Consider the following 21924-nt stretch of genomic DNA (forward strand, 5'->3'; position numbering starts at 1 on the left):
TGACACGGACGTCAAAAACTCAGAACCGCCACGGATGGCGGTGGCTCTAAACAGAATTGAGTTTGAAAACTACCACAGCTATATAAACAGGAGTTTTCAAACTCATAGGTTTCATTTTGACACGGACGTCAAAATGAAACCGTTGTGTCGAACTCTTTTTTATAAAACTTTTTACGTTTTTGCTAAAATGTATTAAAAAAATTTAATCGACTTATTAAAAAAACGCCGTAGTAGTTATGATAAATCGGTTTTGTAAGCAACCCGCCTTGTTTTGCGGTAAGGATTACCCGCCATTACCGCAGCAGGGCACTGTCATTATGCAAAGCTGCTTGCTTGTATTTCCACCTTAACAGAAAAGCCCGACCGAACTCTTTTCGGATCAAAATATTTTCGCTTGCAGTTTTCGGCATTTTTACGATATAATGGGCGCCTATGAATTTTCGTTATTCCGATTATGATGTCATTGTGGTAGGCGGCGGGCATGCGGGGATTGAGGCTGCGCTGGCGGCGGCTCGAATGGGGGAACAGACTCTTTTAATTACGCAAACGATTGACAGTATCGGCAGACTGTCGTGTAACCCGTCAATCGGCGGCATTTCCAAAGGGAATATTGTACGCGAAATTGATGCGCTCGGCGGCGAGATGGGAAAACTTGCCGACGCCTGTATGATTCAATATCGGCTTTTAAACAAGAGCAGAGGCCCTGCGGTGCAGTCGCCGCGCATTCAGGCGGACAAATTCTTATATGCGCAAAAAGCAAAACATGCACTTGAGCTTCAGAAAAACCTGCATATTTATCAGGACACGGTGGTTGACGTGCTCAGCTCGGGCACAAGCGAAACCGGCACGGTGGAATCAGGTGCGGTGCAAGCAATTCTAACCGCGCGCGGCAGAACGATTTCCGCAAAAGCGGTAGTTTTAAGCACCGGCACTTTTATGGAAGGAAAAATTTACATCGGCGAGTATGAGGCGGCGGAAGGACGGCTCGGCGAAAAAGCGGCAATCGGCTTGGGCAGCGCATTGGCGCAAAAAGGCTTCACCCTCGGAAGGCTAAAAACCGGAACTCCGTGCAGGGTGTTGCGAAAATCGGTAGACCTTTCAAAAATGGAAATTCAGGAAGCCGATGCAATTATGCGCCCCTTTTCTTTTGCGGCGGCGGAAGTGCACCGTCCGCAAGCAACCTGCTATATTGCCTATACAAACGAACACACCCATCGGATTATACGCGAAAACTTTCACCGCTCTCCGTTATTTTCGGGGAAAATACAGGCAACGGGCGCGCGCTACTGCCCTTCGGTGGAAGACAAAGTAAAAAAATTCCCCGAACGTAATCGCCACCAAATATATATTGAGCCTGAGGGGTTGGATACTGAAGAGCTGTACATTAACGGGCTCTCCTCGTCCTTGCCAGAAGATGTACAGGACGCAATGATTCGCACAATTGAGGGCTTTGAATCGGTTGTGATTACGCGCCCCGGTTATGCGGTTGATTATGCGTACGTTTCTCCTTTGCAGCTGGGTGCTGATTTACAAACACATCGGATAAAAGGGCTTTTTACCGCAGGACAGACCAACGGCACATCCGGCTACGAGGAAGCAGGCGGGCAAGGCATTATTGCCGGCATTAACGCCGCCCTCTATTCGCGGGCGCAAAAAACGCAAAAGCCTTACGAACCCTTTGTGCTCGGCAGAGACGAGGCATACATCGGCGTCATGATTGACGATCTTATCACGCAGGGAGTTGATGAGCCCTACCGCATGTTTACCGCGCGGGCGGAGTACCGCTTAAAATTGCGCCACGACACTGCAGATGAACGCCTCACCGAAAAAGCGTACGCAATCGGTTTACAAACAGACTCCGCAGTGCACAGAGTACGGGATAAAATAAAAGAACGCAGCGGCATTATCGCTCATTGGCAAACCCTTCGGATAACAAGCACGCAGGCGGAAGCAAATCCTGAATTGCAGAGTCATATCGGCAAAACTTTTGCGCAGACGCTGCAGGACCCGACCGTTCCGCTTTCGCTTATTGTCAACCTCGATGTGCAGGCGGCTGAACACAACGAGGAAATTCTCCACGCAGCCGAACTTGAAATTCGCTACGAACATTATATTATCGCCCAAAACAAACGCATAGAAAAAATGCGCAAAATGGAAAATACTAAAATCCCGCCAAACTTTTCCTATGCAAACATCTCCGGACTTTCCACCGAATCCCGCACCCGTCTGGAAAAAGTCCGCCCCGAAACAATCGGACAAGCCGCCCGCATCCAAGGCATCCGTCCTTCCGACATCATGCTCCTAATGGTGCAGCTTCGATAAAAACCTTTCCGTAATTTTACCGGAATTTTCGGGCACTGCAGTTTGAAACTTCCAGAAAACCGGCTTTACCGTGCGTTTTGCCGGAGCTCAACCTGTTTTTCTGAAAATCTTTTTCACAGTTGACCATCGAGTTTAAAAGCGCTTGGAAAACGCTTTGCGCTTTAAGAAAAGCAAAGGTTACAGCAAAGTTTTGGTATAAAGCATTCACCCTATGGTAAATTGCTCACCGTTGCTCAATTCCAAACGATGTTTTGCCTGATTCTCCTGTGTAAGCAGGCAAAACTCGTAGGCGAACCAAAGGTAGAAATTCCAAGGGTTCGCCCTTGCGCCGTGTCGGGCTCTTTTTATAAAATTGTCTTGATTTTATAAAATGCATTAAGAAAAATAATCGAGTTATCAAAAAAACGTTATATTACTTTATTGAAGTTATTATACAATAAAGTTCACTAAATGAAAAGCAAAAAAGTATTTGTCAAGACTTACACGCTTTGTCAAGCCACTATAAAAATGTCCTCTTTTTATTATGCGGAGCAGGCGGTGCTGTAAATTTTTTATTAATGCGTGGCAAATCCGACTTCGATGCTTACCGCTTCGACGGTTGCGTTTCCATAAGCTTTTCGCAATAAGCAGCCGCCGAAGTGTTGCGCAGTGTATTTTGCGATATCGCTTTAAAACACGTTTGGATTGCCATATGCAATTTATTATTTTAATCCCTTACATAACGGAATTAGGCATAGCAATAAAGCAATACCCACAATTCCTATTATGACACCTAAAACAAAGTAGCTATAAATCATGGTTAAACACATTCCTATTCCTAGTGTTAATACACCTAGAATACCTATAAATACGGTAAAAACGCCTTTTTTAGTAACTTTAATAGGGGGTTTATTTTCCATTTTTCGATAAACTATAACAGCAATTAACAGCACTAAAAGACCAATAATTCCTATTACAATACCTTGTCCGAATAAATGCCATTCCGATAAACAACGTTCCTATTACACTTAATACTAAAGTTATAAAATAACTTTTTTTCATTTTGTCCTCCAAATATAATAATTTATTTTGAATTCTATTTATTCAAAACTCTCATTTTCTTTATGTTCTTTTTCGAGTTTTAAATTTTCTGCTTTTAAGCGTTTTTTAGCATCTTCAATACTTTCTCCATCTTTTGTTAAATATTGGTCTACAAACTTATCCTCAATCTTTTGGTAAGCTCCTACAACCACATCTTTAATTTTTTCATGTGCACCAAATAATTTTTCTTCAATCTTTTTATTCACCTTACTAATCTTTGATTTTGCCATTTCAAATGACCTCCTATATATTTACTCAACACTTGTTGTCTTAATGAATTTATAATATAATTAGACAATTATTGGGTGTCAATCATCAAAATAACGATATGTGTTGAGATAATAGGAAAATATTATGAATATAAAGAATAACAAGAGGAAAAGAGCCTCAATAGAAAAAATTGAAAAAATTTTTGCACAGCTATTGCAAAAAAAAGAAATAAATAAAATTTCAGTTACTGAAATTTGTAAAAAAGCAGGCATAAATCGTACTACATTTTATGCGAACTATTTAGATATATTTGATTTAGCAGAAAAAATAGGCAAAAAAGCAATTGATGATTTTAATGAACTATATGAAGAAGAAGTAAAAAGTCAGTATAACTCCAATGATTTTTTAAAACTATTTTCACATATAAAAGAAAATCAATTACTCTATAAAACATATTTTAAACTGGGAATAGACAGTAATTTTAAAATACGTAGATATGATACAAAACTAGCAGAAAAATATTATAGCAATAAATATATTGATTACCATATAGAATATTTTAGAGCAGGTATTACCGCAATTATTAAAATGTGGTTAAATAATAATTGTGATCTTGAACCTGAGGAAGTTTTTCAAATTATAAAAGAAGAATATAAAAATAAATTTCCATCATAATTATCATGGGAATATTGATATGTACCGTATGGGGACATTTTTACTGTGCTTATAAGGGGTCATTATCATAGGGTTCAACACTATCGTCAAACGATGTTGACAAAAAAAAGAGTGCCTTTATAATTGTATGAATGAAAGAAGATATTATCAACAGTAATGCCGGCGAAGGACTTACTGTTAAAGAAATACAAGAAAAAACCGATCTGTATGAGCCGATGAGTTTTTTGCAAAGCAGGTTTTGGGCTGATTTTAAATCGGAGTACGGCTGGGCGTATAAGCAATTTTCCGTTACCGCCGACTCCAGCAAATTTATTTTAACAGTACTTTTGCGTAATATTCGTCCTTTCGGAAAGCTTGCCTATTTTCCGATGGCGCCTGAAACATTGCTGAGTGAAGATTCGTGCGATTACGAAACAGCAAAAAAGCAAGGCGATTTATTAGTGCGTTTGACGGAGGCTCTCCGTGCGAAACTTCCGAAAGATGTTTTTCTTTTTCGCTTTGATCCGCCTTGGAGCACGCGTATTGATAATGCAAAGGGGACGCTTGAAAACACCGAACCGACAAATGTCTCTGGCGCAAAGATCCCGGCCCGTGCAAAGAATATCGCGCAGGCATTTCCGCTGCTGCCGCAAAGCTCCGGCGGTTATCGGATTATTGATGCGCCCTATGATGTGCAGCCTCCCGATACTGTTTGCCTTGACCTTTCACAAACCGAAGAATTCCTTTCGGAAAATTTAAAATCAAAATGGCGGTACAATATTCGGCTTGCCGAAAAAAAAGGCATTCTTATTGAGCGCAAAGAAGGCGAAGAAGCCGCCGCTGCGGGCATAGATATTTTTTATGCGTTGTATCAGCAAACCGCCGAGCGGGATGCGATTGCAATTCACCGCAAAGAATATTATGCAAAGCTTTGCCGCAAATCTTGCCCCGAAGCGCGTATTTTTGTCTATATTGCGGAATATGAAAAAAAAACGCTGGCAAGTATTATCACGATTTTTACAAAAAAAGAGGCGGTGTATTTATACGGAGCTTCTTCAAATGAAAACAGGAATTTAATGCCTACGTATCTTTTGCAATGGCGCGCTATTCTTGATGCAAAAGAGCATGGTTGCTTGCGGTATGATTTTTACGGGATTCCGCCGACCGACGACCCTTCGCATCCAATGTACGGGCTTTATCGATTTAAAACAGGGTTTGGGGGAAGTATCCTGCACAGGGTTGGCAGCCTTGATGTTCCGGTAAAACCGCTCCGGTACGTATGTTATACCGCTGCGGAAAAATTGCGGGCATTTTGGTTCAAAAAAATAAAGAAAATGCTGCGCAGAGGCGGAGGCTCATAACAAAAGGCTCCTAAAAAAGAATAGCTGTAAAATAAATGTCGTCTTATTGACGATTGCAACGGTGCCGGTTTTTTCCTGTTCAAGTAAAAATGAGCAAAAAAACATACCGGAAAAATCAGGGAGATAAACTTTGTTGCAGCAAAATATTTTATGCAAGCGTTAAAAATGATGGGTAAAAGGTATCTTTGTTATACTAATCGGGGTATCAATAATGATGGCTTACAGTTAGCATTCCTATGGTAAACTGCTACGAATGTCAAACAATGTTTTAAAGCAAAGCAGCTTGCAAAGCTTTAAAACTCGCAAGGTTTGGTTTTGCCACGGACGGCAAAACTCAGAACGGGCACGGACGCCCGTGGTTCCAAACAGAATTGAATTTGAAAACTACCACAGCTATATAAACAGGAGTTTTCAAACTCATAGGTTTCATTTTGCCACGGATGGCAAGATGAAACCGTTGTGTCGGACTCTTTATTAATAAAAGCGGTAAAATAATAAAGAGCTGTTCGCCGCTTTTATTGTGTATTTTTCTTTACTTTTTCACAAAACTCCTTAAGTACATTGCGCACTTTTTTTTGTATCACCTCGTATGGTTGAGAAGACATAAGTTCAATGCCTTCATCAATATCTCCAATTGTCCATATATGAAAAGAGCCGTCTTTTATGGAGTTCAGAATGCGGTCGGGCAGAAAAAGGTTGTTTTTATTGCTTGCGGGGATCATAACACCTTGAGAACCCGTTAAACCGATAATGCAGCAGGTATCATAAAAGCCGATGATTTTTTCGGAAACGCCTCCGATCGGTTGAATCATGCCAAGTTGATTTAGGCTGCCGGTTACGGCAATATCTTGTCGTAAAGGAATTTTTCCGATTGCAGAAAGCAAGGCAAGAAATTCCGCAACGGAGGCGGAATCTCCGTCTACCCAACTATATGATTGTTCAAAACAAACAGCGGCGGAAATTGCGAGCTGAAAATCTTGTGCAAACTTTTCACGCAAAAGCGATGTAATGATTAAGTGCGCTTTATCATAAATTTCGCCTGAAAGACCCGCTTCTCGCTCAATATTGATGACGCCGCTGTTTCCCGGGGAAGCTTGCGCACTAATTGATACCGGCGCGCCGAAGCAATGGTAGCCGCGCTCTTCAACAGCTAGGCCGTTAAGCTTTCCGATTTTCTTACCGCTTACGTCGATAAGGATTTCTTTTTCTCCGATCATTTCCGCAAATTTTTGCTGCGGTAATGAGTATAAATATTTTCTTCTGTTTATTGAATCTTGGACGGTTTCCGCGGTAATAATCGACTGCTCTTTTTTTTGTGCGGTAAAATTTGATTCTGCAATCATATCCGCAATCATGGTAAATTGCGTAGTCAATAAATTACGCGATTCCGCAAGCTCCGATGCATAAGAAAGCATTTGGGCATATCCGGAATCATCAAAGGGTAAGGATTTTTGTTCTTGTATCACTTTATCCATGAGCTTGATAAAAGCTGCAATATTTTCATCCGTACATTGCATAACGGAATCAAATTCTGCAGGAATTTTAAAAAGCTTATAAAAATCCGCATCTTCTTGATACAATATGTCATAGGTATAATCTCCGCCAATAAGCACTACTTTAAATGATGCAGGCAGCGATTCGGGTTTAAAAATACTTTGATTATGATTGCTTGACGGAGGTACCTGTATTTCAATTTTATTTGATTGCAGTACTCTTTTTAAATATATCCACGAATCATCTTCTTCTAAAAGATCCTTTAACCGCAGAATTAAAAATCCGCCAAGCGCTTGATGTACCGATCCGCTTCGAATATGCATGTGTCCGTTAACGACAGATTCTCCGTCGTCGCTTCTGCTTTCTATCGTTCCGAAAAGGTTTGAAAAATTTGGAAGATTTTCCGTAATGATATAGTTTTTATCGCTCCGGTGCTCACAGATAAGATTTATGTCATAACGTTCAAAAAATACTTTTTTTTGTCGAACGGACTTAAAAGGTGTTCCATAAAGAGGTGTTCGTTTTAGCAAATCTTTTTCAATATTTTGTAAGTACGCAAGAATAGACTCGATTTTTTCTTTTTGAATAGTTGTATTTTGAACTTGATAATGTTCCTGTACATAGGCTTGTATTGTTGCAAGCTCTTTTTTGATGATGGGCTCTATTGAATTTTTGTAGAGCTGTTTTATTTTTTCATCAGTTTCTCTTTGTTTATCTTGTAATGCAACAAAGAGGTTTGAAAGCTCATCTAAGGCAGAATAGTACACTTCCTTAATGGTATTCAAAGTCTTCTCTGAAAGTTTCTTGCGAATAGTCATCATCTGCAACTCGTCAAAACTTGTTTCTTTCCCTTTATATAAAGGAATTACGTCTAAGGACGGGTTTTCTTCATCTTTAGTATTTCGAATCGCAAAGCCTTGTTTTAGCATTTTTAACTCAAGCGCACTAATTTGATTGTTTTCTTCATTCTTTGCTTTGCTGATTATCTTTTTTTGCTCGCTAAGAAAGCTCTCACTTTTTATTTTTTGTTGTGTTTTTTTATAAATAGATTCTACCGCTTTTTTTAACAGATTCTTAAAAGTCCTTCCTTCTCCGGCAGGAAAAAATAAGGCTTGGGGCTCTAAGGGTTTCGCAAAATTATACACATAAGCGATATCCTGCAATTGTGAAAGTTCCGGTTTATAATCTTTTAATAAAGACAATAATACCGTTCTTCGCCCGGTACCGGAAGCTCCCATTATAAATATATTGTAACCGCTGCAGGGAATACCTATTCCGAGCTTTATCGCTTCAATTGCACGATCTTGCCCAACAAGATTAGAAGCAACCGGTGTGTTTTTAAGCTTTGCAATTTTTTCTAAAGGAAAATCTATTTTTATTTCTGCAAATGTAAGTTCATGCGCTTTTTTCGCCGGCGCATTATTATTCATGTTTACTCCTCGCATAACAGTAATACCGGCTATTATATCGAGATTTTATAAATCAGGCAATCAAAAAGAGATACATGAGGGCATATGCATGAAAATTTTTGTATTTTTACTGTGAGTTAAACATTAGTGAAAATAGTACAGCGTTTTTTTAATAAGTCGATTCGTTTTTTAATACATCCTTACCAAAACGTAAAAAATTTTATAAAAAAGAGTCCAACGGTTTGGTTTTGCCGTCCGTGGCAAAACCAAACCTATGAGTTTGCAAACTCCTGTTTATATAGCTGTGGTAGTTTTCAAACTCAATTCTGCTTGGAACCACGGGCGTCCGTGGCGGTTCTGAATGTAGCTTTGGCATTCTTGTGTTTACAGGCCTGCGAGTTTTAAAGCTTCAATTTTATAATTTTGTATTGATGCTTCGAGTGGTATAACAGCAATTTAATAGCAGACCGTCATAGCAGACGGTTTTGCAAACAATTACTCGGCGGGTTTTAAGCCTGCAGTGATATATTCGTCGGGGAGTTTTGTCGGCTTTCCTGTAGCCCTGCTTACGCATGCCCAGCCGACTTCCGCTTCTACACAAACGTCTCCGTGTTGATTTTTGATAATCTGTTTAAAAGTGCCTGAGGCTTTTCTCAGTTTTATGGGATAAACCTCAACCGTAAGCGTGTCAAAAAGCCGCGCTGAAAGCTTATATTTAATGTTCACCGAAGTAACATATAGCATATACCCCGCCTCTGCAAACTTTTGATAATCAAAGCCGGTAGCAGTAAGGTATTCCATGCGAGTAAATTCAAGATACGATAAATAAACTGCATTATTTACATGGTTATAAGAGTCAAGCTCATATGAACGGACGGGAAAACTTATTGAAAACATTATGAAAGCCTTCCTTCTTCATTTTTATCATGCATTTGGGCAAGAATGTGCATAACATAATCAACAACATTTTGCTTTCTATCTTCCGCATCGGGATGCCACGTCATTGCATCTTCTCGAAAAGTCGCGGTGTCGAAAACCGTGCTTGCTTCCATAACAATTTTATCTTTGCACACAATATCCCCCATCATGTTGGAGGGATCATCGGAAATCCGTAAGCAGTTTCCGTTAATTGAAATCAGCATCATGACATCCGAGGTGCGGATATAAGAGTCTATTTCTCGTAAACCGCGCTTTGTTTCGGGCTTTCCCGGTCTATATCGAGTGCCAGACGGAAAAACTAACACAACTCTGCCATCATTACGTTCTTTTTCAAGGGCTTTCATAGCCGCCAAGTTAATTTTTCTGCTGCGCAGTGTTTCGTCCGCCAGAATTTTTTCATCGGTAATTGAGTTTAATGTTCTGCTCGGATAAATAACGATTCTGTCATACGCTTCCGCAAGGGCGGAAACATATTTATTATCTTCACTGAGCTTCATTCCCGCAATAGCAATAATCTTTTTTGAAAGCTCTTTACCTTCCGCACTTCCGTTTTCCATCAAGTGGAGCAAACAGGGTAAATCAAAATTGCTGTAATGTTCCGCTAAAATAATACCCTTTTTACCCTCGTTGGTAAGTTTTAAAAATTCCTGAATATGATTTGTGCCTCTCATTTCAGAACCGGGTAATAAAACTTGTGTCATCATCGAATCAATAATTTTTCGAATAGCGGTGTTTTCTGTTTGTAAAACGGTAGTTTCGTCAACGATAGTTGCTTTTCGTGAATATTTCTCTAACAAAGGCAAGACATCTTTGAATTGCTCTTCCAAAGAACGCTTCTCCATAATTTTCCTCCTAGAATAACTGTTACTTATGCGCTTGCGCTTATCTCTTTATCGAAAATCAATTATTTATTGTTTCTAATAATTTCGGTAATTCATATATGGTTTTCAACACCGGTATTGAGTGTTCTTTTGCAAAATCTTCGTACTTATTTTTCTCATCAATCAGGGCGATCCTTCCTCCGATGTTTTTAAATCCAAGCAAGTAGTGCGGGTAATCATCTAAAAAGAGTGTTTCTTCAACCGTTTTATTCACCTGTTTCAAGGTATTATAAAAACAGTCCGGATGAGGTTTGCCGTTTCCGTTATGAAAAGAAATATCAAAAATTCCGAGAAAAATATCATAAATATTAAAAAATTTTAAGACTCGCTCTGCGTGCATCATTGGCGCATTGGTTAAAACAGTCATAGGCATATTTAATGCAAGCAAAAAAGAACGCAGATTCGGATCGGGCTCCAGCTCATTTATTTCATATTCCGGATGCACCGCATTAAAATACGCATCATCATCTTTAAATCCGTATCCAAGTTTCAGCCACTGTAACGTTGTCCCGTATTTTATTTTTTCCGTTTTTCGTAATTCTTTTGCGTGCTCATATGTGGTATTTAAGAAGTCCGCCGCAAATTGAATCATGCGTTTTCCAATAGCCTCGTCAATTTTATTTGTACATGAATAAAGCGTATTATCCATATCAAATAATAAATGTTTAATCACTTGTCATAACCTCTACACAACTATACGCCATATTTTACACAAACTCAAGCTATTGACAAGACGTTCACCTGAAATAAAAACATCGCGGTTCATGTGCCGTAGAGTTTAATTTAGAGAATATCAATTGCATTTTTTGATGAGAAAGGGAAACGACGTCTGATGTTAATTCTAAGGGTTCAATCGGAACAGGCTCGAACGCTGCGGTTCAACCATACGATATTACTATTTTGCCTATGGTAAGTTTACCCACCGTTGTCAAACTCATAGTGTAGTATAACGTTTTTTTAATAAGTCAATTATATTTTTTAATACATCTTACCAAAAACGTAAAAAATTTTATAAAAAAGAGCTCGACACGGCGCAAGGACGAAGCCTTGCTCTTTTTGCTTCGCTTCGCCTACGAGTTTTAAAGCTTCAATTTTACAGTTTTGTGTTGATGCTTTAAAACATCGCTTGGAATTGAGCAACGGCGAGCAATTTACCATAGGAATGCTTAAATTCACAGTCCTTTATTGTTGATACTCCGATTTTTATAACAGGGAGTTGTTCCATGTTTTATACGAATGTCAAAACGGAGCATTCGCTGCAATTCTCTCGCGGGCAATATTTTTGCATATACCGTATATTTTTTTAGTACAAACTGCATCCTTTGTGGTATACTTTGTTTTGTAGTATGCAATCTTTTGCGTACCCGCAAAAGAATTGTAAAAAACATTGTTTGCAATAGTGCAAAAAACTCGCTGTTGCAACAAAGCGCGAATTTTTTAGGAGGTTTTATGAAAAAATTACGCTTTTTATCTGTAGCGGCTGTTGCCGTGATACTGGCGATAAGTTGCGCCGGGGCAAAGCCTCTCGCACAATCGCAATCAGCCGAACCGTCGGCTCCTTTAACCGTGACCATTTTTCATATGAATGATCATCACTCAAATCTTGAACCGCTTAAAGTCGATATGATTATTGACGGGCTCAAGACAAAAACTCTTATCGGCGGATATCCTGAGTTGGTAAATGAATTAAAAATGCGCAAAGCGAACGCAAAAAATCCGATTGTACTGCACGCAGGCGATGCGCTTTCAGGCACCTTGTATTTTACGCTTTTTGAAGGCAAAGCGGATGCTGAAATGATGAATATTACCGGCATAGACTATTTTACACTTGGAAATCATGAATTCGATACCGGCAATGAAGGATTAAAAAAATTCCTTGATCATTTAAAAGTGCCTGTTATTTCCTCAAACGTAAATCCGGAAAAAGGCAGCATTTTGCATGGACTGTGGGAACCTTATGCAATTATGGGAATAGAAGGACAAAAAATCGGTATTATCGGACTGGAAACAGTGGGTAAAACCGTAGAATCTGCAAGCCCTGGAAAAGATATTCAGTTTACCGATGAAATTAAAACATCACAAAAATATGCTGATAAGCTGACAAAAATGGGTATAAACAAGATTATCCTCCTTTCTCATGGCGGAGTTGAGATTAATTCTGAAATTGCAAAAAAAGTTTCCGGAATTGATATTATTATAACCGGAGACACGCATCATTTGTTTGGCAACGAGCAAATGGCTGCCGCCGGATTACCTGTTTACAGTCCATATCCTACAAAATTTACTTCTCCCGCAGGGGAGCCGGTATATCTTGTTGAATGTTGGGAGTATGCAAAAGCCTTGGGCGAGCTTGTTGTAGAGTTTGACGAAAACGGACTGGTAACAAAGGCCACCGGCGAATCGCATATCTTGCTCCACGATACCTGGTTTGAAAGAAGAGACAAGGACGGAAAAAAATACAATCCGAAAGGAAAAGAACTTACGCAACTTCTTGCAAGCTTAAAGGAGATGTCCTTTATTTCTTTTGCAAAACCTGATAAAGAGGCTGAAGCATTACTTGAAAAATACAAGAATGAAAAACAACGGCTTGGCGGTCAAATTGTTGGCTCTATCAGCGGCGCAGTAATGGCCGGCGGATCACAAAACAGAATCCCGTATAAAGATAATCCGCAAGGATCGGTTGCAAGTCGTTTTGTTGCAGAAACCATGCTTTCGGAAATGCAAAATGCCGGTTCCGGCAATATTGATTTTGCAATTCAAAACGCCGGCGGCGTGCGCGAAAACATCAATCCGGGAAGCATAACCTTTAATGATGCCTACACATTCCTCCCCTTTGGAAATACACTTTTTATGGTAGAAGTGTCGGGAGAGGAAACAAAGCAGATTCTTGAAGATGCTATGGATTTTGCACTTGGCGGAACAGGCTCAACCGGCTCATTCCCCTACGGAGCAGCTCTTCGATATGAAGCTAATCAGAATAAAGACAAAAACGGCAAGCGTTTAGTAAAAGTCGAAGTGCAAAACAGGGAAACAAAAAAATGGGAGCCGATTAAGGATTCAAAAATGTATAAGTTGGCAGTAAATTCGTATATTGCAGGCGGTAAAGACGGCTACGTTACACTCGGAAAAATTACCGAATCTCGCGGCGGTGTAGATACGTTCCTTCCCGATGCAGAAACATTTATTAAATTTCTTAAAGCAAATCCGGACTTTAAATCATACGAGGATTCAAATGTCGTATTCCATTTTGAGCCCTAAAACTTCTCACTAACGAGTAAAAAAGAGGACGGCTTTGAGCTGTCCTCTTGCGCTCATCTTGTTCCATACCACAACAAAGCACAAGGGTATTTATCCTTTCGTTTACAAAAAAACAGTCTTTTTCTAACGCATTCCGCAAAAAATTTATGATAGATTGTTTGTGCAAAAATGCCGAACGAATTCAAACTCATTGCCTCCCCCTGATTTTCAGTAATCATATTTCCAGCAGATATGTTTTATCCGGTTGAGAATTGTGAGCGCCCATTTGCAAATACTATTATAACGTTTTTTTTAATAACTCTATCCGTGTTTGATATATTTTATACGAAGTATAAACAATTTTATAAAAAAAGCGCCCGACACAACGGTTTCATTTTGCCATCCGTGGCAAAATGAAACCTGTGAGTTTGAAAACTTCTGTTTATATAGCTATGGTAGTTTTCAAACTCAATTCTGTTTAGAACCACCGCCATCCATGGCGGTTCTGAGTTTGACAACGGTGAGTAAACTTACCATCCGCTCTGCATCTATTGCGTTATAAAAAAATTTTCCGGTGCTCAGAGTAAACTGAACTGATCTCAGCGTTGCATAAAACTAAACCGAAAAAATTAAAGCCGAAAACGGAAAACCCCAACTGATTAACACACACGATCCGATAACTTAAAAATAAACAGGGCTTTTGAGGAAGCACAAACCGTAACATTTTTCACGCATAACGCATTATAAACCCATATTTTTTTCTTTGACAGATGATTGTTTTCAGTTTATAATAGAAAAATAAGATAATTTTAGGAGGCCTTAAATGGCAAAAGTAGAATTAAAGGGAATCGGAAAGATATATGACGGTAATGTCCGCGCAGTTGAAAACGCTAATATCACCATTGAAGACCAGGAATTTGTTGTATTTGTAGGACCATCCGGTTGTGGAAAGTCAACAACATTGCGAATGGTTGCAGGGTTGGAGGAAATTACCGAAGGCAACCTGTATATTGACGGGGAACGCATGAATGATGTGCCGCCAAAAGATAGGAACATTGCAATGGTTTTTCAAAACTATGCGTTGTATCCGCATATGACGGTATATGATAACATGGCATTTGGCTTAAAAATACGAAAGGTTGACAAGCAGGAAATTGAACGACGCGTGCATGAAGCCGCAAGAATTTTGGATATTGAAAAACTTTTGGACAGAAAACCGAAGGCTCTTTCAGGCGGTCAGCGTCAGCGTGTTGCGGTAGGGCGTGCAATTGTGCGAAATCCTAAAGTATTCCTCTTTGATGAGCCGCTTTCAAACCTCGATGCAAAATTGCGTGTACAGATGCGTGCGGAAATTTCAGATTTACACCATCGATTAAAAGCAACAATGATTTATGTTACCCATGACCAGGTTGAAGCTATGACTATGGGAGATAAAATCGTTGTTATGAAGGACGGAAAAGTACACCAAATAGGATCCCCGCTTTATTTATATAACCATCCTATCAATAAATTTGTTGCCGGCTTTATCGGCTCACCGCCTATGAACTTTTTGTCCGTGACAGTTATTGAAGACAATGGTGCGATTAAAGTAGATGAAGGCTCTTTTATTCTTGAACCAACTGAAGAACATCAAAAACATCTTAAACGCTATGTCGGTAAACAGGTTTTCTTTGGTATTCGCCCCGAAGATATGGAGCTTTCACAAAAAGCATCTGAAAAAAACGCAATGCAGCTTAAAATTACGGTAAAAGAACCGCTCGGTGCGGAAACCCACTTATACCTTGCGTCTAAAGGGCAACAGCTTATAGCAAGGACTTTTGAAGCGGTTGAAGGCGGTATAGGCGACACCCTTATTTTTATCCCCAACATGGAAAAAGCTAAATATTTTGATTTTGAAACCGAAAAAACTATTTGCGAAGATGTAAAGTCTGAATAACCTCTCTTTTCTTTTATATAAGGTGGAAGCAGTACCTGCTTCCGCCTTCTTTGTTTATAGCAGGCAGCTTTTTTCCGCGCAGATCTGTTTCGGGCTGTATCTGTTGGAGGAAGTCGAAGCGACTGCACAATATAATGCATACCTGCATTGGTTTTAAGGCGAATTTTTAGTACTCGTGCGGGGCTTTGGGCTGCAGTTTCGCGATGTTGTATTCCGAAATTTATATTCAAACTTTTAAAAGCTGCACACATGACTGCGCGCTGTGAAGTATCGACATGGCATTGTATAAAGCGAGCTTTTCCGATATTTTATATGTAAATATAATTTAACATGAGGTATTATTATGAATAATAAAGCACGGAATTCCGCTCATGCCGCTTGTACGACAGTGCTGGTCGGTAAAAAGGCGAGTATTGACGGAACTGTTATGGTTGCCAGAAATGAAGATTTTCATGAAGCGATAAGTCCAAAAATTTTTGTGCTGGAGAAAGCGGTGCATGAATCGGGTAGAATTTATAAGTCGCTTAATACGGGCGTAAAGATTCCGCTTCCCGAAAAAGCATACCGTTATACATCGGTGCCGCAAGCCTATCCGCACGATAAAGAAAACAACGGAGTTTACGGGGAAGCCGGCATAAATGAAAAAAATATTGCAGTAAGTTCCACTGAAAGCATTTACGGAAACTCGCGGGTTTTGGCGTATGATCCTTTGGTGAAAACAGGTATTGCCGAAGATGCCATAAACGATATTGTACTGCCGTATATAAATTCCGCCCGTGAAGGTGTAGATTTTTTAGGGAAGCTTATTGCGGAGTATGGTTCTGCGGAAGGAAACGGAATTATTTTTGCTGACGTAAATGAAATCTGGTATATGGAAATTCCCTGCGGACATCATTGGGCTGCAGTGCGCATCCCCGATGATTGTTACGCTGTTGCGCCGAATCAAACCTCAATAGAAGCTGTTGATTTTGCCGACACCAATAACTATGCATATTCCGACGGCATCCAAGAGTTTGTTGAAACGCATCATTTAAATCCCGATCGTGCCGGTTTTAATTTTCGGCATATTTTCGGCACTTCAAGCGAACAAGACAGAGTGTATAATACGCCGCGTGCGTGGTTTGCACAAAAATACTTAAATCCCGAAATTGAACAGTCGCCGACCTCAAATGATATTCCGTTTATTCAAAAAGCAAGCCGTCTTATTTCTGTGGAAGATGTTGAGTATATTTTGAGCTCTCATTATAACGAGACGGAATTTGACCCGCTTGGAAACGGCAACACCGAATTTGAAAAAACTCGGTTTAGAGGTATTTCTTTGTCTCGAACGGCGGAATCTCACATTCTCCAGTTGCGTCCGAATGTTCCCGAAGGGGTTGCAGGCATTCAATGGCTGGCGCTCGGGACGACAGCCTTTGTGCCGTATGTACCGTTTTTTACCAATGTGCTTGACACTCCGCTTGCATATAAGCGAATGACAAAGCGGGTTTCCGTTGATAACGCATACTGGCTTTTTAAGCTGGTTGCTCATTTTGTGGAATTACATTATTCAACCTTTAAAAAAGAGAATAATGCATACCTTATCGAAATGCAAAGTTATGGCAGGCGGCGAGTGAAAGAAATTACCGATGCCGCTTCTAAAATGCCGGCAAAAGAAATGAGTGAATTTTTAACCGAAGAAAATAAAAAAAACGCTGAATACGTACTTTCAAAAACAAAAGATTATCTTTCGGACTTAATAAAAGATTCTTTCGGATACTCAAAATTAAGTTTCACAATGGACAAGAATCTTTAATTGTTTGAAGAAAGAGTTTTTTACTTTGCGCTTTATAAAGCCTAAAGAAAAGGTCGTCAAATTTTTTGACGGCCTTTTTTGTTTACTAAGCTAAATGTATAGAAAAGACTCAACATCTTTTTGACAGACAATCAAAATTGCTCCCATAAAGAATCGGATGAGCTTTTTAAGTGCAGTAATCGTAAAAAGCTAAACACCGCGCGCGAGGGATTTGATCCTATTAGGATTGTTTTTTGTTTATCCTTGTAATCAATTTTTCTCTATTCATGCTCTGAAATGAGGGTAATTGCTATAAAACTTCCCTATTGTACATCAAGATGCATTTTTTTTGTCGGAGCAGGGTATTCAGAATCAATTAGTTGTAAATCTTCGTCAGTTAAATGAATTGAATCGGCGGCGGCATTTAAAAGCGTGCGTTCTTTACGGGCACTTTTCGGTATCGCAACCGTTTTGCCGTTTCGAATACTCCACGCCAATAGAATTTGCGAAACATCCGCCTTATATTTTTGCGCAAGCTTTACAATTACGGGATTTGTAAAAAGCCCTTTTCTAAGGTCGCCGCCTTGTGCCAACGGACAGTATGCCATCAAGGCGACTTGGTGTTTTATCATCCATGGCAAAAGACTGAATTCAATTCCTCGTGAACCGAGATGATACAAAACCTGATTTACCATACAATGGTTGCCGTTGCGGCAACTTAGGAGCTCCTCCATGTCATCAATATCAAAATTCGAAACGCCCCAAGCACGAATCTTGCCTTTTTGTACCATTTCTTCCATGCGGTCAACTGTTTCCTGAAGCGGGTATGAGCCTCTCCAATGGTAGAGATACAAATCCAAGTAATCCGTTTTTAAACGGTTGAGGCTGCCGTCCAACGAGCGCTCTAACTTTTGACCTCCGGCATTTTGCGGAAGAACTTTGGAAACAATATACAAGTCCTTTCGATTGATCGCATTGATTGCTTCACCGACGAGTTGCTCTGCTCGGCCGTTGCCGTACATTTCGGCGGTATCAATGAGGGTCATTCCAGAAGCAATCCCTGCTTGAATACTTTCAATTTCATGAGTTCTTGTTTTTTCATTATCTCCGATATGCCAAGTTCCTTGACCAAGAGCGGGTATGCGTGTGCCGTTTGCAAGTGTGATTTTATGTTTCATATTTCTCCTTCACGTATAGCAAAAACTTGCTATTAATTTCACAGTGTTCAGACTCACTGTTTTATATAAAACCCTTTACGAGCTTTCCGCTGTTTCATACTGCGGCGTAAAAAGCATTTAGACTTAAAAATGCTTGATACCCTACGAGTTTTAAAGCTTTGCAAATAATTTTGCCGTCCTTGTCAAGACCAAACCAATGAGTTTAAAAACTCCCTGTTATAAAAAGAGTCAGACCCGACGGTTTAGTTTTTGCCATCCGTGGCAAAAACTAAACCACGAGTTTTAAAAGCACTTGGAAAAAGTTTGTGCTTTTAAAACATCGTTTCTGCGTGGAACCATGGGCGTCCGTGCCCGTTCTGAGTTTGCCGTCCGTGGCAAAATGAACCCTGCGAGTTTTAAAGCTTTGCAAACTGCCTTGCTTTAAAACATTGCTGCAGTTCGGAACTCCAAGCCGTTTGTTAATGCTTTGATTATGGCACGTTAATTACAAAACGCTACACTAATTGCTTCAAGTGCATTCTCTTCCGGCGTAAAAGGTAACCGCAAAACATATTGTCCTACTTGAAGAAAAACTCAAACCGCAACGACCGTATACCGCGCTATCTATAATGAGTTAAAATTGATTCTTTGCTGCGATATAAATGCTGTCTCATTAAATCCCGTGCAAGCTCGCCGTTTTCCGCGATAAGCGCATCAAGGATTTCCTTGTGTTCTTTCATGGACATTTTGGCATACTCCGCATTGGACATGATTTTATTTACGGAAAGCCCGTTCCACAAATCTTTGAGAGTTGTTATCAGCTTATCGTTTTTTGCTAATTTCCATATTTCAAGATGGAAGGCGTAGTTGTAATTTGAGTAATCTGAAAAATTCTTTTTTGCAATCTCCGCTTTTGCGGCTTCGTAAGAGTTGATAAGTTTTTCTAAACTACCCTTGTTTATAACCGTAAGATAACAAGCTTCGCCCTCAAGAATTGCACGCAAATCATAATGGTCGCTGATATACTTTTCGTTTAAGCCAAGCACAACCGCACGTTTATTTTTTTTTGTATTCAATTAATCCGTCTCGCTGTAATACCTGCAACGCCTCGCGAACCGGTGTAACGCTTACTCCAAGAGAAGTGGCAATACTTTCAAGAATAAGTTCCGTTCCTTCGGCTATTTCTCGGGAAAAAATTGCCTTCCTAAGTTGAGAGCAAACTTTTTCTTTTGCGGAAATAATTTCAATAGGCTCAAGGTTAAGCATCCTCAAACCTCTTCCGAATTAAATTTTTGCTCAGCTCGGCATAATACGCTTCATAATTTTTTTTAAAATTATCAAAATCGGTGAGTGTGCGTAAGTTTTTAAACAGCGCTTTATTATTTTTGCATTCAAAGCAGCCGGTTTTAATAAAATATAATAGATTCATATGCATTCGCTTTAAATAATTATTTTTGATTTTTGAATTTAAAAATATATGTATTTCATAAGATTTGTCAACCTTTGCTAACAGCTGCTCAAATTCATTGTGTTCTTCATTGTTAAAATTACGTATGGACTCTAATTCAAAATTGAGCGCTACTTGGAATATCCTTATAATTTCTTCTGCAGAAAAATCAACGGTAAAAAAATGCCGCGTTGCTTTTCTGTACACAAGCCCAAGGCTTTCAAGTGTCATCAATGTTTCCCGAATAGGAATTCGAGAAACCCCAAGCGCTTTTGCAAGCTCTTCTTGTTTTAAATTATATCCGCCGGGAATTTCTCCCGTGATAATTTTTTCAGTTAAAATTTCAGTGATTGTATCTTTTGTTCTTTTATTTATTTCCACAACACTACCTGTGCTGATTATAGGAAATATCAAATTTTTAGTAAAGACAGAGAATTTTTTATTTATTCAGATGTTTCGGTAAATATCGCAAGCATAATTTTCCGGCTTGCATATACTGTACTTAAAAAATGCCGCAATCAGTGCCAAACAGTGCGATACGTATTTTTGATGAGGATTCGTAAGTGCCGGTAAAAGATTGATGTACACCGATATTTCATGTTGAAATATCGGTGTGTGAGGAGTTTTTATGAATGCCGCTTTTAATTAAAAAATCAACGTGGTTTGACAAAGCGTTGTTGATGCATAGAAAAAAGACAGCATCTCCCGTTTTAAATTTAGGTTTTTATAGCCCTAACAGCCCAGCCCGTTCGCTTATGCAACAACAGAAGCTTTTTCGGCAACCTTTGTAATATATCCGGTACGTAAGCAAAGGTCAAACAAGGATTTCTCCATAAATTCTTCGCGCACTTTTTCATAGCCTTCTTTGTCATGACAAATACGCACAAAATAACCGCTTTCATTCTCATTTAAAATTGAAAAATAAGAGATTTCTCCGGGGTTGCTTTTTATTGAATAAAGTTTCATTTGGTTCCTCCGATTAGATTGTTTTCAAATTTAATGCGATTACTGAGATTGCATTAAAAATGCCTATACTTATTTTTCGGTATGCAAGAAAAATGCTTTAGGATATAATGTTTATATGTATAGTGATGCTCATATGCATATTTTCGATTTACAACAGCGGCAAAAAGCACCTTTTTCTCTGCCTGATGATTTAAGAGTCTGTACCTCTGCCCACGAACGGGAAGAATTTCTTTTTCATGAAAAAATAAAACAGATGCAGGAAGCAGTTACGGATGTTCCCGTTCGCAATCGGATTATTCTTTCGTTCGGAATTCATCCGCAGCTTCCGATTCAAAATGAGTTGGATTTTTTGGAAAAGCTCTTAAAAGAAAAAAGAATTGCCGCTATAGGAGAGTGCGGATTTGATTTATTCACTGATGAGTATAAGGATACCATCGAACAGCAAAAAGCGGTATGGAATGCGCAGCTTGAGCTCGCACTCTTTTATCGGACGCCGATTGTTATTCATGTGCGGCGGGCAATGAATCTTTTGTTTGCTGAAACAAACCTGCTCAAAAAATTGCCGGCAGTTATTTTTCACGGTTGGAGCGGTTCCATTGTCGAAGCGGAGTCATTTTTAAAAAAAGGAGTCCCCGCTTTTTTTTCAATCGGCAAAGCCTTATTACGCGGGCAAAAAACCGTGCGTGAAGCAGCCACTCATCTGCCGATTACACACATCCTTACCGAAACGGATTCCCCCTATATGACTTTAAAAGGTGAAGCTTTTTCCACAGTAGACGATATACGGCTTGTGTTTAGCCGCCTTGCAGAACTGCGAGAAATAAAGCTCCAAACCGAACGATTTTTTGAATTGAAAAATATCATTGAAGAAAATTTTTTTAAAGCTTTTGCACTGAAAGCTTAAAACATTTATCCTTGCTTTTGAAAATCGTCACTGATCGCAGCGGTTTTATGCAGAAATAATGCTTTAAAATAAGGAGATTGCTAAAACTTGGTTCCGTATAATAAAAAGTGGACATTGTTATAGCGGCTTGACAATTATTTCCATACCTATTGC

Annotated in this window: 17 protein-coding genes; 7 read left to right on the forward strand and 10 right to left on the reverse strand. The window is 39.4% G+C overall.

The annotated features are described in order from the left end of the window. The first annotated feature begins 432 nt into the window (after window positions 1–432). Complete coding sequence (mnmG, locus tag FUT79_RS01105; protein ID WP_002700233.1) at window positions 433–2322, forward strand: tRNA uridine-5-carboxymethylaminomethyl(34) synthesis enzyme MnmG; 1890 nt, start codon at window positions 433–435, stop codon at window positions 2320–2322. 1079 nt (window positions 2323–3401) lie between these two features. On the opposite strand, the gene FUT79_RS01115 is transcribed toward mnmG, so the two are convergent. Continuing rightward, entirely contained in the window at window positions 3402–3632 is a 231-nt protein-coding gene (locus tag FUT79_RS01115) for a hypothetical protein (protein ID WP_002700226.1), read from the reverse strand. A 124-nt stretch (window positions 3633–3756) separates the two neighbouring features. Between FUT79_RS01115 and FUT79_RS01120 the strand changes: the two genes are divergently transcribed. Continuing rightward, on the forward strand, window positions 3757–4287 hold the full coding sequence (locus tag FUT79_RS01120; RefSeq protein ID WP_044634924.1) for a TetR/AcrR family transcriptional regulator: 531 nt from the start codon (window positions 3757–3759) through the stop codon (window positions 4285–4287). A 131-nt stretch (window positions 4288–4418) separates the two neighbouring features. Then, window positions 4419–5627: a lipid II:glycine glycyltransferase FemX gene (locus tag FUT79_RS01125; protein ID WP_024751846.1), complete on the forward strand. Its 1209-nt coding sequence runs from the start codon at window positions 4419–4421 to the stop codon at window positions 5625–5627. A 515-nt stretch (window positions 5628–6142) separates the two neighbouring features. Here FUT79_RS01125 and FUT79_RS01135 read toward each other — a convergent pair. The 4 genes from FUT79_RS01135 to FUT79_RS01150 all read right to left on the reverse strand — a co-directional run bounded on the left by FUT79_RS01135 (window position 6143) and on the right by FUT79_RS01150 (window position 11023). After that, the gene (locus tag FUT79_RS01135) at window positions 6143–8551 is read right to left on the reverse strand and encodes a Lon protease family protein (protein ID WP_024751847.1); all 2409 of its coding nucleotides are present in this window, start codon (window positions 8549–8551) and stop codon (window positions 6143–6145) included. 474 nt (window positions 8552–9025) lie between these two features. Beyond that, entirely contained in the window at window positions 9026–9427 is a 402-nt protein-coding gene (locus FUT79_RS01140; protein ID WP_002700216.1) for an acyl-CoA thioesterase, read from the reverse strand. Then, on the reverse strand, window positions 9427–10311 hold the full coding sequence (locus FUT79_RS01145; RefSeq protein WP_024751849.1) for a 1-acyl-sn-glycerol-3-phosphate acyltransferase: 885 nt from the start codon (window positions 10309–10311) through the stop codon (window positions 9427–9429). Before FUT79_RS01145 ends, FUT79_RS01140 begins: the two co-directional genes overlap by 1 nt. 58 nt (window positions 10312–10369) lie before the next feature. Further along, window positions 10370–11023 carry an HAD-IA family hydrolase gene (locus tag FUT79_RS01150; RefSeq protein WP_024751850.1) on the reverse strand — a complete coding sequence of 218 codons (654 nt, stop codon included), beginning with the start codon at window positions 11021–11023 and terminating at the stop codon, window positions 10370–10372. Between the two features lie 776 nt (window positions 11024–11799). On the opposite strand from FUT79_RS01150, the gene nadN reads away from it, so the two are divergent. The 3 genes from nadN to FUT79_RS01170 all read left to right on the forward strand — a co-directional run bounded on the left by nadN (window position 11800) and on the right by FUT79_RS01170 (window position 17318). Then, a complete protein-coding gene (nadN, locus tag FUT79_RS01160) occupies window positions 11800–13608 on the forward strand; it encodes an NAD nucleotidase (protein ID WP_024751852.1) in 1809 nt (602 codons plus the stop codon). Window positions 13609–14410: 802 nt separating this feature from the next. Then, a complete protein-coding gene (locus tag FUT79_RS01165; protein WP_024751853.1) occupies window positions 14411–15523 on the forward strand; it encodes an ABC transporter ATP-binding protein in 1113 nt (370 codons plus the stop codon). A gap of 343 nt (window positions 15524–15866) precedes the next feature. Next, window positions 15867–17318, forward strand: coding sequence for a C69 family dipeptidase (locus FUT79_RS01170; RefSeq protein WP_024751854.1), 1452 nt, complete (start codon window positions 15867–15869; stop codon window positions 17316–17318). 302 nt (window positions 17319–17620) lie between these two features. On the opposite strand, the gene FUT79_RS01175 is transcribed toward FUT79_RS01170, so the two are convergent. The 5 genes from FUT79_RS01175 to FUT79_RS01200 all read right to left on the reverse strand — a co-directional run bounded on the left by FUT79_RS01175 (window position 17621) and on the right by FUT79_RS01200 (window position 20867). After that, complete coding sequence (locus tag FUT79_RS01175; RefSeq protein WP_002700197.1) at window positions 17621–18475, reverse strand: aldo/keto reductase; 855 nt, start codon at window positions 18473–18475, stop codon at window positions 17621–17623. A gap of 599 nt (window positions 18476–19074) precedes the next feature. Then, the gene (locus FUT79_RS01185) at window positions 19075–19530 is read right to left on the reverse strand and encodes a GntR family transcriptional regulator (RefSeq protein WP_052335623.1); all 456 of its coding nucleotides are present in this window, start codon (window positions 19528–19530) and stop codon (window positions 19075–19077) included. Then, window positions 19511–19720 carry a GntR family transcriptional regulator gene (locus FUT79_RS01190; protein ID WP_052335626.1) on the reverse strand — a complete coding sequence of 70 codons (210 nt, stop codon included), beginning with the start codon at window positions 19718–19720 and terminating at the stop codon, window positions 19511–19513. Before FUT79_RS01190 ends, FUT79_RS01185 begins: the two co-directional genes overlap by 20 nt. After that, window positions 19713–20282, reverse strand: coding sequence for a GntR family transcriptional regulator (locus FUT79_RS01195; RefSeq protein WP_024751855.1), 570 nt, complete (start codon window positions 20280–20282; stop codon window positions 19713–19715). The genes FUT79_RS01190 and FUT79_RS01195 overlap by 8 nt, the downstream gene beginning before the upstream one ends. Window positions 20283–20654: 372 nt before the next feature. Then, window positions 20655–20867: a hypothetical protein gene (locus FUT79_RS01200; RefSeq protein ID WP_002700190.1), complete on the reverse strand. Its 213-nt coding sequence runs from the start codon at window positions 20865–20867 to the stop codon at window positions 20655–20657. 115 nt (window positions 20868–20982) lie between these two features. Between FUT79_RS01200 and FUT79_RS01205 the strand changes: the two genes are divergently transcribed. Next, window positions 20983–21771, forward strand: a complete 789-nt coding sequence (locus FUT79_RS01205; protein ID WP_024751856.1) for a TatD family hydrolase — start codon at window positions 20983–20985, stop codon at window positions 21769–21771. The last annotated feature ends 153 nt before the right edge of the window (window positions 21772–21924 follow it).

Origin of the sequence: Treponema phagedenis (assembly GCF_008153345.1) — a bacterium.
Lineage (GTDB): Bacteria > Spirochaetota > Spirochaetia > Treponematales > Treponemataceae > Treponema > Treponema phagedenis.